General features: G+C 49.8%; 11 protein-coding genes and 2 tRNA genes. 3 read left to right on the forward strand and 10 right to left on the reverse strand.

Going from position 1 to position 13609, the window contains the following annotated elements:
* Nucleotides 1-78: 78 nt before the first annotated feature.
* The 6 genes from argH to DWY63_RS13760 form a co-directional block, all read right to left on the reverse strand.
* The gene (gene argH / locus DWY63_RS13735) at nt 79-1458 is read right to left on the reverse strand and encodes an argininosuccinate lyase (RefSeq protein ID WP_055267678.1); all 1380 of its coding nucleotides are present in this window, start codon (nt 1456-1458) and stop codon (nt 79-81) included.
* Between the two features lie 193 nt (nt 1459-1651).
* Entirely contained in the window at nt 1652-2545 is an 894-nt protein-coding gene (locus DWY63_RS13740; protein WP_147343075.1) for a recombinase family protein, read from the reverse strand.
* 71 nt (nt 2546-2616) lie between these two features.
* Complete coding sequence (locus DWY63_RS13745; RefSeq protein ID WP_117510217.1) at nt 2617-3555, reverse strand: DNA/RNA non-specific endonuclease; 939 nt, start codon at nt 3553-3555, stop codon at nt 2617-2619.
* On the reverse strand, nt 3552-3968 hold the full coding sequence (locus DWY63_RS13750; protein WP_055217698.1) for a hypothetical protein: 417 nt from the start codon (nt 3966-3968) through the stop codon (nt 3552-3554). The genes DWY63_RS13745 and DWY63_RS13750 overlap by 4 nt, the downstream gene beginning before the upstream one ends.
* Nucleotides 3865-4710, reverse strand: a complete 846-nt coding sequence (locus tag DWY63_RS13755) for an ABC transporter permease (RefSeq protein WP_022463011.1) — start codon at nt 4708-4710, stop codon at nt 3865-3867. The genes DWY63_RS13750 and DWY63_RS13755 overlap by 104 nt, the downstream gene beginning before the upstream one ends.
* A complete protein-coding gene (locus DWY63_RS13760; protein ID WP_117510218.1) occupies nt 4703-5473 on the reverse strand; it encodes an ABC transporter ATP-binding protein in 771 nt (256 codons plus the stop codon). The genes DWY63_RS13755 and DWY63_RS13760 overlap by 8 nt, the downstream gene beginning before the upstream one ends.
* 110 nt (nt 5474-5583) lie before the next feature.
* Here DWY63_RS13760 and DWY63_RS13765 point away from each other — a divergent pair, with 110 nt between their 5' ends.
* The gene (locus tag DWY63_RS13765; protein ID WP_117802455.1) at nt 5584-6231 is read left to right on the forward strand and encodes an epoxyqueuosine reductase QueH; all 648 of its coding nucleotides are present in this window, start codon (nt 5584-5586) and stop codon (nt 6229-6231) included.
* A 192-nt stretch (nt 6232-6423) separates the two neighbouring features.
* On the opposite strand, the gene DWY63_RS13770 is transcribed toward DWY63_RS13765, so the two are convergent.
* A tRNA-Thr gene (locus DWY63_RS13770) sits at nt 6424-6496 on the reverse strand.
* A gap of 311 nt (nt 6497-6807) precedes the next feature.
* Between DWY63_RS13770 and DWY63_RS13775 the strand changes: the two genes are divergently transcribed.
* Nucleotides 6808-8208, forward strand: a complete 1401-nt coding sequence (locus tag DWY63_RS13775) for a citrate/2-methylcitrate synthase (protein WP_117802456.1) — start codon at nt 6808-6810, stop codon at nt 8206-8208.
* Between the two features lie 126 nt (nt 8209-8334).
* On the opposite strand, the gene DWY63_RS13780 is transcribed toward DWY63_RS13775, so the two are convergent.
* The 3 genes from DWY63_RS13780 to DWY63_RS13790 form a co-directional block, all read right to left on the reverse strand.
* Entirely contained in the window at nt 8335-10590 is a 2256-nt protein-coding gene (locus tag DWY63_RS13780) for a DNA gyrase/topoisomerase IV subunit A (RefSeq protein WP_117802457.1), read from the reverse strand.
* A gap of 18 nt (nt 10591-10608) precedes the next feature.
* Nucleotides 10609-12534, reverse strand: a complete 1926-nt coding sequence (locus DWY63_RS13785) for a DNA gyrase/topoisomerase IV subunit B (protein WP_117802458.1) — start codon at nt 12532-12534, stop codon at nt 10609-10611.
* A 121-nt stretch (nt 12535-12655) separates the two neighbouring features.
* Nucleotides 12656-13318, reverse strand: a complete 663-nt coding sequence (locus DWY63_RS13790; RefSeq protein ID WP_117761591.1) for an HAD family hydrolase — start codon at nt 13316-13318, stop codon at nt 12656-12658.
* A gap of 209 nt (nt 13319-13527) precedes the next feature.
* On the opposite strand from DWY63_RS13790, the gene DWY63_RS13795 reads away from it, so the two are divergent.
* A tRNA-Glu gene (locus DWY63_RS13795) sits at nt 13528-13599 on the forward strand.
* The last annotated feature ends 10 nt before the right edge of the window (nt 13600-13609 follow it).

Consider the following 13609-nt stretch of genomic DNA (forward strand, 5'->3'; position numbering starts at 1 on the left):
CTCCTTGTTCTTCTGTGGCGTACATTTGTGCGTCTCATGTCATACTATACCAATTTTTTCAAAATTGCAACTGTTTTTTCAATTTTCCTGTAAATATTTTTTATTCTGCTCGATGACAGCCAGCATCGCATCTGCTCCCGGCGCACCGATCGTGTTGCGTCGTTCTACGCAGTTCTTCATGCTGATGGCATCATAAATATCATCCTCGAAGACCGGGCTGATCGCTTTGTACTCTTCGAGTTTCATATCATCAAGGGAGATTCCTTTGTCAATGCAGTACAGAACGAGACGGCCGACAATGCCATGTGCATCGCGGAACGGAACGCCTTTTCCAACAAGGTAATCAGCTGCGTCCGTTGCATTCGTGAAACCGTTCTTTGCACTGTTCTCCATGCGGTCTTTTTTGAAGTGCATGGTAGAAAGCATGCCATTGAACAGAGCCAGGCATCCTTTTACGGTGTCGATGGCATCGAAGGTCAGCTCTTTATCCTCCTGCATATCTTTGTTGTACGCCAGCGGGATTCCCTTCATAGTGGTGAGCATTGACATCAGAGCTGCGTAAACGCGGCCTGTTTTTCCTCGAACAAGCTCTGCGATATCCGGATTCTTTTTCTGCGGCATGATACTGCTTCCGGTGCTGTATGCGTCGTCGATGTCCACAAACTGGTACTCATTGGTATTCCAGATGATGATCTCCTCGGAGAAGCGGGAAAGATGCATCATAATCGTAGAAAGAGCACTGAGGAGCTCAATGACATAGTCACGGTCGGATACGGAATCCATGCTGTTTAAGGTCGGGCCGTCAAAGCCGAGCAGCTCTGCGGTGTAAGCGCGGTCCAACGGATACGTCGTTCCAGCCAGCGCACCGGAACCGAGCGGACAGTAATTCATTCTCTTGTAGATGTCTGCAAGGCGGCCTCTGTCGCGGCGGAACATTTCAAAATATGCGCCCATGTGATGTGCCAGTGTGATCGGCTGTGCTTTCTGCAGATGGGTGAATCCCGGCATATAGGTGTGAATGTTCTCTTCCATGATTTTTTCGAGTGTTACCAGCACCTCTTTGACGAGTGCATCAATCTCGGTGATCTCATCGCGGACATAAAGTTTCATATCGAGGGCTACCTGGTCATTGCGGCTTCTTCCGGTGTGCAGCTTCTTTCCGGCGTCTCCGATGCGGTCGATCAGGTTTGCCTCCACGAAGCTGTGGATATCCTCATATTCGCTGGTGATTTCCAGTTTTCCGCTCTCTACATCGGCAAGAATCCCCTCCAGTCCTGCAAGAATCTGGTCTCTCTCCTCTTCTGTCAGGATGCCCTGTTTTGCCAGCATCTTTACATGTGCCATGCTGCCTTTGATGTCCTGTTTATAGAATTTCTGATCAAAGCTGATGGATGCATTAAAATTATACACTAACTTGTCGGTCTCTTTTGTGAACCGTCCGCCCCATAACTGTGCCATTTTCATTCCTCTTTTCCTGTAAGTTTTTTAAATTATCATGCATTATTATACAAGCATCCAACCTTCCTTTGCAAGTCAAATCACCTACTTTCCCGAATTTCGGCGTTTTGTGTAGTTTTTTTCCAGCCAGCCCAAGATGCCGTACAATCCTGCCGCAACGAGGCAGAGGATCAGGATGGACAGGATTACCCAGTCAAGTCTGAACAGATTTGCCCACCTTTTTGCGGCAGAGACGCTCGTCAGCCGCCCGATTTGCCGCTATCCAGAGCTCTTCAGAGACGATAGCAGGAATTTTCCCCGCATAGACGTACTGCCCGCCCGGCGGTGTAGGGAGCGTTTTTCCGGTGTTAAAATCGTAATGCTTCTTGTTCATGACTACGGTGCCTTTATTCATGGGATTCCGCACCATGCGGATAATGTCTGTTCCAGAGAATGGTTTTCCGGCGCGGCTGCGGACGCCCTCCGCTGCCAGAACCGCCGCAATTTTCCGTCCGCCGAGACCGTCTGCACAGAGTTCGTACATACGGCGCTTCACTGCGGCCTCCTCCGGGATGATCTCAATCGCTCCGTCTGCCGTCCGCCGGTAACCATAACTTTTTGAGGTCAGCACCGGCTTTCCATTATTCTGCTGCCGTTTCTGGTGCGCCAGATTCATCTTCTTGCTCAGCTCCCGGCTGTACTCCTCCGCCAGAATCGCCTTAATGCCGGTCAGAAGCGCGTCTTCCGGCGAATAGAATGTGTTCTCCAGATAAAAATACAGCCGCTTTCCGGCGCAGTTTAAGCGGTCTGCGAACAGATACCAGTCCCGCGTGTTCCGCATCAGGCGGTCCTGCGACTTGATTACGACGACATCAAACCGGTTCTGCTCGAGATCCTCGTACAGGCGGTTATATTCCCGTCTGCCCTTCCGGCTCGTACCGGAGCGGCTCTCCACGTAGGCATCCACAAGCCTCCATCCTCTTGCCCGGATTGCCTCTTCCGCCTCCGCCGCCTGCCTTACCAGCGCATCCTTCTGGTTTTCCTCCTCGGTGCTGCACCTTGCATAATAAACCGCACTCAGCTTCTCCTCTTCCATCTCCTGTCTCACTTTCCAGATGCTTCTCTTTACTATATAGAAAAAAGGACCGGAAAGTTCCGACCCTCTTTTTGTAATTTCTTTTACGGATTGCACCGTCCGCACGGCTCATAGCCTTCGGCAATCAGGTCCTCGCGCGGTCCCTGATATGTCGCCTTGTTTTCATCCTTAATCGAGCTGACGCTGGAGCATGACGGCAGGTGGAATTTCATGCTGGATGTGTTCATGACATATTCCTGCTGATCCGTCATCGTTCCGCTGCTTTCGCTTAACGTGCTGTCTCCCGTTGCATAATTAATTGAGATGCCCGGCTGATTGTTGTATGCGAAGATATGGAAGGAAATGCCCTCGCCGTCATCTTCCATGGAAAGTGCCTCCATCTCCACACCGTCCGCTACAAGGTTGTCCCCGGTAAAAATTGGTGTAACGCGGTACAGCACATGGTTTCCGGTCTCTTTGACGTAGTCGGCAACCATGTTTTCAAACGGCAGCATGCCCTCGACATTCAGATAACGTGTTCCAGTGATCAGATTCTTCTCGTTTGCATTCTCACCGGTCAGCTGGTATCCGATCAGATGGCAGCGGTTGTACAGATATTTACCTTCCACCTGATCGTATTTTACCGTATGCCAGCCCGTCGGCTTTACCTGGCCGATCGCGCCGCGCTTCTCCGTCGGCATCAGATCCTGGCCAATATTCGCCTCTGCCACGCCGCATCGTCCCAGGCTGTCCAGATCGCTGTAATGCTCGTACGACTCGGTCGTCTTTTCCTCATCGGTAAAATCCGGCTCATTTCCGTTTAAAACGACATACGGTTCACCGGAAAACTCCGGAACATCAAGAACTGAAACGGCCGTCGGTGCCTGATCGGTAATCTGGGATTCCGTCATCGTATAAGCGGCCGTAACCTCCGAACCGGAATCTGCTCTCTCCGTCGAGAGAAGATCCTGCGCCTCACAGCCGGTCAGTGTCAGAGCAAGAAGCGCCGCCAGCAGCAGAAGCTGTTTTCTTAGTTTTTTCATTTCTCATATACCTCTTTCGTTATTTTCTCATGGGAATAGCCTGCAAACTCCTCCTCGGACACTTTATTCCATTTGGAAAGATCCAGGTCGAATTTCCGGTCAGACGGATAATGCCGGTTCCACCAGAAAACGATGATTTTCTCTATCTTCGCTTCCACAGCCTGCAGTCCCGTATTCTCCACAAAGCAGTATTCTCCTTCGCCTGCCTGCTCCAGAAAATCTGCCGCCGCCTGAAGTGTTACCTTCCCACTCTCCTTCTGCTCCGCGAACAGCTTTTCCGAAGCCGGATTCATCCAGAGCGTTTTCCCCTCACACAGTTCGCAGATTTTTTCCGTTACCACGCGGTCCCGCGAAACGCGTCGTCCGCCAAACTGCATTCCTCTTCGTTCTTCCAGACATACGATTCCAATCATCTGTCATCCTCCCTTCTCTTGCGTGTGCATATCTGAACACCTGACTGCCGTAGATAATCAGATAGCCAAGCCCCTCTCTTGCCCCGATAAACTCTCCGATTACAACACCGACGAGGCACAGGCCGATGTTGACCTTCCACACGGCGAGCAGCCCCGGAAACGACCACGGCAGCACGACGCGGAACAGCATATCCTTCTTCGTTCCGCCGAGTGTTGCAATCAGGCGGAGCATATCCGGCTCCACACTCTGAAAGCTGCTGTAAATGCTGATCACCGAGCCGAATATCGCAACGGAAATGCCGGCCGTGATGATCGTTTTCACGTTTGCCCCCATCCACACAATGAGAAGCGGGGCGAGCGCCGATTTCGGCAGGCTGTTCAGGACTACCAGGTACGGCTCCATCACCGCAGAAAAGCGCGGAAAGAGCCACAAAAGCACAGCGAACGCCATGCCAAGTGCCGAGACGAGCAGAAAGCTGATTCCCGTCTCATACACCGTGATCCCGATATGGCGCAGAAGGTTCTGCTCCGTCAGCAGGGTCACGAACGTTTTTCCCACCCGCACAGGGCTGGAAAAGATAAACGGATCGATCCATCTCAGATCCGCCGCCACCTCCCATAATACCAGAAAACTGACGAGAAGCAAAGCCCGAAACACCCGCACCTGCTCCCGTTCTCTTTTTTTCTGCCGGAGATACGCCCTCTGAAAGCTGCTCTCCGGCGTTTTTGCCTGCTCACGCATTTTCATTCAGCTCCTTCCAGATGGCATTGAAATACGTTTTAAATTCCGGCGCACTGCGCGCTTTCATCGGCGTGCGCTCCTCCATCGCAAACCGGATCGGAATCTTTTTTTTCACATATGCCGGCCGTGCCGCCAGAACAATCACACGGTCCGCCATGCTGATGGCCTCCGAAATATCGTGTGTCACGAGAATTGCTGTCTTTCCCTCTTTTTTGATGATCTTTCCGATATCATCACAGACGTTCAGCCTCGTCTGGTAGTCGAGAGCGGAGAACGGCTCGTCAAGCAGCAGAAGATCCGGCTCCATCGCCAGTGTACGGATCAGTGCCGCCCTCTGCCGCATACCGCCGGAAAGTTCGGACGGACGGGCATTGGAAAAGGATTTCAGGCCGTATGTCTCCATCATCTCCCCGACTTTTTCTTTCCGCTCGGGTGTCAGCGTGCGCGAAATCTCAAGGCCCAGCAGAACGTTGCTGTAGATGGTCCGCCATTCAAACAGGTGGTCTCTCTGCAGCATGTAGCCGATATGGAGATCCGCCTCCGTGATCGGCCGTCCGCGGCTCAGCAGAGTTCCCGCCTCCGGCTTTAAAAGACCGGAAATCAAGTTCAGGATCGTGCTCTTTCCGCAGCCGCTCGGTCCGACAAGAGCAACAAATTCCCCCGTTTTTACCGAAAAGGTCAGATCGCACAGCGCCGGTGTTTCTCCTTTCATGGTGTGATAGGACAGTGATATATGCTCTAATGACAGGATTTGATCATCCATTTTTTTGCATCCTCCTCTATCTATAAGATATCATATGCAGCTTGCATCCCAGCCGCGCTGAGGCTATAATAGAAAGGATTGAAAGATACCAGGAGGTTTGAAGATACATTATGGCCAATAAAAGAAATTACCAGAAGGAGCTGGATGCGAAGATTGCAGGACTTCACGGTGAAGTTCCGACCTTGCTGCTGCACAGCTGCTGTGCGCCGTGCAGCAGTTACGTGCTGGAATATCTGTCGCAGTATTTTTCCATTACGCTCTTTTACTATAATCCCAACATCTATCCGCCGACGGAGTACGAGCACCGCGTGGAGGAACAGCAGCGTCTGATCCGCTCTCTTCCCGCCGTGCATCCGATTTCCTTCTGTCCCGGCCCGTACGATTCTGACCGGTTCTATGAGTTGACACGCGGGATGGAAAATGTGCCGGAGGGCGGCGAGCGCTGTTTTGTCTGCTATGAAATGCGGCTCCGCGAAGCGGCCGAAATGGCAAAGCAGCTCAAACTCGACTACTTTACAACAACCCTCTCCATCAGCCCGCTGAAAAACGCGGAAAAGCTGAATGAAATCGGAGAACGGCTTGCCGCCGAATACGGGATCCCATATCTCAATTCAGATTTCAAGAAACGGGGCGGCTACCAGCGTTCCATCGAACTTTCCCACGAATACGGCCTCTACCGCCAGGACTACTGCGGCTGCGTCTTTTCCCGCCGGGAACGCGACGCACGGGTGGCAGCACAGGAAAATGGCAACAGCTGATGTGCTCTTTGAAGTGCCCGGCTGAAAGCTCCGTCAGGATATGCTGTACGAACTGATCTTCCTGAAACTTATAACAGCAAACGCCCTTTGCAGCAGATCTTTTTCCTGCAAAGGGCGTTCGTATTTCTGTCATATTTCTCATGATACCAGAAAATCCGCAGAACCTTACGTCCTGCGGGTTTCTAAAGAATAAGCCGAAAATCAGATTCGAACTGACGACCCCTTCATTACGAGTGAAGTGCTCTACCGGCTGAGCTATTTCGGCCTGTGAAATTCATTTTCTGAATGACACAATCATTATTATACCGTATTTTTTTGAAATTGCAAGCATTTTTTTGAAATTTATGAATCTTTTTCTAAAATTTGTTCCGCCCCACTGATTTCCTGCCGTTTTCATCCTTGTTGTTTTCACATCCCTGACGCAAATTTTATGCATAAACTTTGTCCTTGCTTTCAAAAATTAAGGAAAACCATCCCTTTTCCTTATAAAAATTAATGTGTTTTGAAAGAAAAGCATTGACAACCGCCAAAAAAGTAAGTATAGTTTTTAACTAAAGGAAGAAAGGGGCTGTTGTCATGACCATGCAATACGATAATCTGGAAGACAAGCTCAGTCAGCTTGTAGAGTATACGAAAGATTCCGGAAAGATTGATTTATCTTTATACACTGAGTACGATGTAAAACGGGGACTGCGTGATTCCACCGGTAAAGGTGTTCTCACTGGCCTGACCGAAATTTCCGATGTTATCGGCTTCGATATTGATGAGCGCACCGGCGAAAAAGTTCCGACCGATGGCCGTCTCTATTTTCAGGGCTATAACGTCGCAGATCTGATCAAAGGTATGGAAGGACGACGCTTCGGTTTTGAAGAGATTACCTATCTTCTTCTGTTCGGTTCTCTTCCGACAGAACCGCAGTTAAATGATTTCAACGAAATTTTAAGTATCTACCGCGAGCTGCCGGACACTTTTGTCCGCGACGTTGTCATGAAGGCAACCAGCAAAAACATGATGAATACTCTGCAGCGCTGTGTGCTGACCCTGTATTCCTACGACGAAAAGCCGGATGACATTTCCATTCCGAACGTCCTCCGCCAGGCTTTGAGTCTGATCGCCAAAATGCCGCTGATCGCCGTTTACGGCTACCATGCATACCGCCACTACCACGAAAACCAGAACCTGATCATCCGAAATCCGAAACCGGAGCTGTCGATGGCTGAAAACATTCTGCAGATGCTTCACCCGGATGGAGAATACACTGCTCTGGAGGCAAAGGTTCTCGATGTTGCGTTAATTCTTCACGCAGACCACGGCGGCGGAAATAACTCAACATTTACGACACACGTTGTCTCCTCCTCCGGAACCGATACCTACTCTGCTGTTGCGGCTTCTTTAAGTTCCTTAAAAGGACCGCGCCACGGCGGTGCCAATTTGAAGGTTATGGAGATGTTTGAAAATATTGAAGAGAATGTTACAAACTGGGAAGATGAAAACGAACTGCGCACCTACCTGACCAAAATGCTTGATCGTGAAACATTCGATGGAACTGGTCTTATCTATGGTATGGGCCATGCTGTTTATACCCTGTCCGATCCACGTTGTGTGATTCTGAAAGAATATGCAAAGAAGCTTTCCGCTGAGAAGCACCGCGAGAAAGAATTTGCTCTCTATGAGTCTGTAGAACGCATTGCCGGCGAGTGTATCGCCAAAAAGCGCCGTCTGCTCAAACCAGTCTGTGCAAATGTTGATTTCTACAGCGGTTTCGTCTACACAATGCTTGGCCTTCCAAAAGAGCTCTACACCCCGATCTTTGCTATCTCCCGTATCTCCGGCTGGTCCGCACACCGGATCGAAGAGCTTGTCAACGAAGGAAAGATCATCCGTCCGGCTTATAAATATGTCGGTCATCATCGTCCGTACGTTGCCATTGAAAGAAGAACCCCAAGAAAGACTTCCCACAGTTTTTCAAATAACTAAAAAATTATGCGAAAAGGACACCTGCCCCGTACCGTTCTGGTATCGGGCAGGTGTCCTTTTATTGCCAAGTGATCTCTCGAAAAACCCGCGGAGCGTGCTTCTCATGGTTATAAACAAAACTCTGCGTTATACTCGGATCTTTGTTCCCTTGGTGTCTCGTTTTGCCAGCTTAATCTTCGCTGTCAGAGAAATTTCTTTGTCGTGATACGTGATCGTATAATCCATCCGGCTTGCCAGCAGATACGCATGCTCTACCGCGTCGTCCTCTGCCATACGGATACCACGCACACCAATGGCTGCTTTTTTCTTCTCCGGCACTTCACTCGTAAGGAAGCGCAGGAAGACACCGTTTTTCGTCTGCAGAACCACATACTCCTGCTCCTGGCAGACCTCGGCAAGAATCAGACGGTCCTCCTCGGATGAAAGCTTCGTCGCCGCGATCGTTCGTTTTACGACATCAAACTCGGATCCATCGACAAGTTTTACCATACCGGCCGCGCTGACGAACAGCAGCTTATTGTTCTTGATATTTTCCAGTGCATCGACGTAAATCATCTGCTCCTTCTGGCTGCTGTAATTTCCAAGGTTGTCGATCGGCGTTCCCTTGTCACGGAATCTTCCATACGGGATGTCCATTACTTTGATGCTGTGCATCATGCCAAGATCCGTAAAGACGCAGATCTTATCGGTGTTTTTGCACTGGAACACATATTTGTTCTCGTTGTGCACAGCCTCTTTGTTCCGCTCGTAAGCAGACGTATCGATCGTCTTCGCATAACCGAAGCGGTCCATCAGGAAGACAACATCCATCTCCTCGACCTTCGGCTCCTCAAGAACAATCGCCTCAGCATTTTCAATCGCCGTTTTCCGCTTGTGGCCGTACTCTTTTTTTATCTGCGTCAGATCTTCCATAATAACTTCCGACATCGAGTCGTAATGATTTAAGATATCCTCGTACTTCGTAATCTTCGCCACAGTCGCCTCATGATCTTTTAAGAGTGCTTCCACTTCCAGTCCGATCAGTTTCTGCAGACGCATCTCCAGAATCGCCGTTGCCTGGCGTTCCGTAAAGCAGAGCTGTGCTGCCATACGCTCACTTGACTTTGATTTGAAGCGGATACCATCGGTCACACCCATAATCAGACACTCTTTGACCTGCTTCTGTGTCTTGCTTCCGCGCAGGATCTCAATGATCAGATCGATCACATCGCATGCCTTGATCAGACCTTCCTGCACCTCGCGACGCTCCATCTCTTTGCGGAGAAGGTTCTGGTATTTGCGGGTTGCCACTTCAAACTGGAAATCAACGTGATGCTCGATCACCTGTTTAAGGCTTAACGTCTCCGGTCTTCCATCTGCCACGGCGAGCATGTTGACACCGAACGTATCTTCCAGACGTGTTTTCTTGTACAGCAGATTCGTGATCCGCTCCACATCCGCGCCTTTTTTCAATTCGAGCACGATGCGTGTTCCTTCTTTCGAGGACTGGTTGGAAATGTCGACAATTTCCGGCGCTTTCTTGCTCTCCACAAGCCCCGCCACATCGTTCAGGAACTTTCCGATGTTCGCACCGATCATCGGGTACGGAATTTCGGTGATCACAAGATATTGCTTTCCGTTTCTGCCTTTCTCCACTTCCACTTTTCCGCGGATTTTAATCTTTCCGACACCTTTTTCGTAGATCGACAGCAGGTCATCCTGATTGACGACAATACCGCCGGTCGGGAAATCCGGTCCTTTGATGTATTTCATCAGACCTTTGACGGTGATGTCGTTGTTTTTCATGTAGGCCTTGACCGCATCCACAATCTCACACAGGTTGTGCGGCGGAATGCTTGTTGCCATACCGACAGCGATACCGTCTGCGCCATTCAACAGAAGGTTCGGCACGCGCACCGGCAGAACAGACGGCTCTTTTTCCGTCTCGTCGAAGTTCGGTACGAAATCGACAACGTCTTTGTCGAGATCCTTTAAATAGACCTCCTGTGTAATTTTCTGCAGTCTCGCCTCGGTGTATCGCATTGCAGCGGCACCGTCACCCTCAATCGACCCGAAGTTTCCGTGACCGTCCACAAGCGGCTGCCCTTTTTTGAAATCCTGTGCCATTACGACAAGAGCATCGTAAATGGAACTGTCGCCGTGCGGATGGTATTTACCCATCGTATCGCCGACGATACGCGCGCACTTTCGGAACGGCTTGTCGTACTGGATGCCGAGCTCATACATGTCATACAGAGTACGGCGCTGTACCGGCTTTAAACCGTCCCGCACGTCCGGAAGCGCTCGGGAAATGATGACGCTCATCGCATAATCAATATAAGATTTCTGCATGACCTCAGAATATTCGGTCCGTATAATCTGATCTTCTGATTTTTCTTTCATCTTCCTTTGTCCTTCCTGTTAAATATCCAGCTCTGCATCGGTTGCATGCTCATAAATAAATGCTTTCCGCGGCGGAACCTCGGTTCCCATCAGTACTTCCGTCACATCGGAGGCCATACGGGCATCCTCGATCTCCACACGCTTCAAAAGTCTCGTCTCCGGATTCAGTGTCGTCTCCCAGAGCTGCTCCGGGTCCATCTCGCCAAGACCTTTGTAGCGCTGCAGCGTAAATTTTTCTTTGTGTGTCTTTCTGTATTTTTCCAGTGCTTTGTCGTCGTACAGATACTCTTCTTTTCCGCGGGACGGCATTGCCTTGTAAAGAGGCGGCATCGCGATATAGACATGTCCCTCGTAGATCAGCTCCGGCATGAAACGGTAGAACAGTGTCAGCAGCAGCGTTGAAATATGCGCACCGTCGACATCGGCATCTGCCATGATGATAATTTTATCGTAACGGAGCTTTGTGATATCGAAGTCGTTGCCGTAACCCTCGGAAAAGCCGCAGCCGAATGCATTGATCATGGATTTGATCTCGGCATTTGCCAGAACTTTATCAATAGAAGCCTTCTCTACGTTCAGAATCTTACCGCGGATCGGCAGAATCGCCTGGAAATTACGGTCACGCGCCGTCTTTGCGGAACCGCCCGCAGAATCTCCCTCGACGATAAAGATCTCGCACAGCGACGGATCCTTTTTCTCGCAGTTTGCCAGTTTGCCGTTCGTATCAAACGAATATTTCTGCTTGGTCAGCATATTTGTCTTGGCTTTTTCTTCGCTTCTGCGGATTTTGGCAGATCGCTCAGCGCAGGCAAGAACATTTTTCAGCACTTCGAGATTGCGGTCGAAATACAGCGGAATCTCCTCGCCTGTTACTTTTCCGGCGGCCTTTGCCGCATCCGGGTTGTCCAGCTTCGTTTTTGTCTGGCCCTCGAACCGCGGATCCGGGTGCTTGATCGAAATAACAGCGGTCATACCGTTTCGGATATCCGATCCCGTAAAGTTATTGTCTTTTTCTTTTAAGACACCGATCTCTCTGGCATAGCTGTTCATAATCGTCGTAAAGGTCGATTTGAAACCGGAAATATGGGTACCGCCCTCAGCGTTGTAGATATTATTACAGAAGCCGAGCACGTTTTCCTGGAATTCGTTGATATACTGGAACGCACATTCTACGGTAATGCCCTCAGATTCCCCTTTAAAATAAATCGGATCGTGGATTGCCTCTTTGTTCTTATTCAGATCGCGCACAAAACCAACAATGCCGTCCGGCTCGTGATACGTCAGGTGCTCCTCTTTTCCATCGCGCAGATCGGAAAAATAAATGGTAAGCGCCGGGTTCAGATATGCAGTCTCATGGAGACGGCTTTTGACCTCTGTTGCGGAAAAACGTGTTTTCTCAAAGATTTCCGGATCCGGCAGGAAGTTGATGCGGGTTCCGCTGTTCTTCGTTTTTCCGATCTTCGGCAGCAGCCCATCCTCATCGAGTTCCTGTACGGCAACACCTCGTTCGTAGCAGTCGTGGTAAACCCAGCCGCCGAGGCTGACCTGTACGTCAAGATAGGTGGAAAGCGCATTGACAACCGAAGAACCGACACCGTGCAGACCGCCGCTTGTCTTGTACGCATTGTTGTCGAATTTACCGCCGGCGTGCAGGGTTGTAAAAACGAGACGCTCCGCCGGAACGCCTTTTTCATGCATGCCGACCGGGATTCCGCGGCCGTTGTCGGTCACGGTCGCCGAGCCGTCTGCTTCAAGTGTTACGTGAATGGTGTCGCAGTAGCCCGCAAGATGCTCGTCCACCGCATTGTCTACAATTTCATAAATCAGATGATTCAGGCCTTTCCGCGAGGTACTTCCGATATACATACCAGGGCGCTTACGCACTGCTTCGAGACCTTCCAGCACGGAAATACTGCTGGCATCATACGTTTCTTTTTTTGGCATAACTGTTCTATCCTCACTTATGTGTTACTGTCTTTTTCTCTTAAAAATACTTCTGTCTGTCCCCTTTTGGGGCACAGTATTTTATTATATCATTTTTCTTCCCGGAATAGCAAGATTTTCTTTAGAAGAAAGAATCTCCTCCGTTCATCAGCTCCTTAAAAGAAGTCACGTAGCGGTCTGCTTCCTGCTCCATCTTTGCGCGGTTTCCTTCCCCGCTTCTGTCATACACGCCCACAGCCGCAAATCCGCCCATTTTGGCGCCGCGGATTCCCGCTAGGATATCTTCATATACCACACACGTTTCCGGCGGAAGAGACAGCTTTTCAGCCGCTTTCTCGTAGATATCCGGAAAGCCCTTGCCGCGCTTTACTTCCGAGACGGTGACAAATGCTTTAAAATACTCATAAATCCCATTTCTCTTTAAGGCCGGCTCATACAGCTCCGGGCTCGATGAGGTAGCAACCGCCATGCGGATTCCTTTTTCTTTTAAATAGCGGAGATATTCTGCTGCCCCGTCTTTTAACTCCACTTCATACGTATAGGCGTCGACCGCCATCTGATGCCACTCCTGAATCAGCTCTTCCGGCGTTTCCGGAAAGCCGAACCGTCTGATCGTGTAGCGGGCAGCCTCCAGAAAGCCGAGCGGTGTAATCGCCTCCTGATAATCCGGCGGAACCTCAAGTCCTCTCTTCTTTAAAAATGCAACATCGATGTCATCCCAGACCCGCATCGAGTCGAGCAGTGTTCCGTCCAGATCAAAAATGGCTCCTTTGTACTGTTTCATTTGCCTTCTCCTTCTCTATTCTAATCTTTTTTCTTTCTTTTTAGAACGTATTTCTGTTTTTTTCTTAGAACATTTGTTTGTTTCATCATACCATAACTGGCAAAAAATGCAAGTAAAATGCGAATTTCGCTACTTTTTGAAATTTTTTAAATTTTTTTCAAAAAAAACACTTGCATTTTCTCCAGACATCGTGTATTATAAGCGAGTACGGTTCGTTGGTCAAGAGGCTAAGACGTCGCCCTCTCACGGCGAAAACAGGGGTTCGATTCCCCTACGAACTGTTGAAGGTTG

The sequence above is a fragment of the Blautia sp. AF26-2 genome, assembly GCF_003460955.1.
GTDB classification, from domain to species: Bacteria; Bacillota; Clostridia; order Lachnospirales; family Lachnospiraceae; genus Fusicatenibacter; species Fusicatenibacter saccharivorans.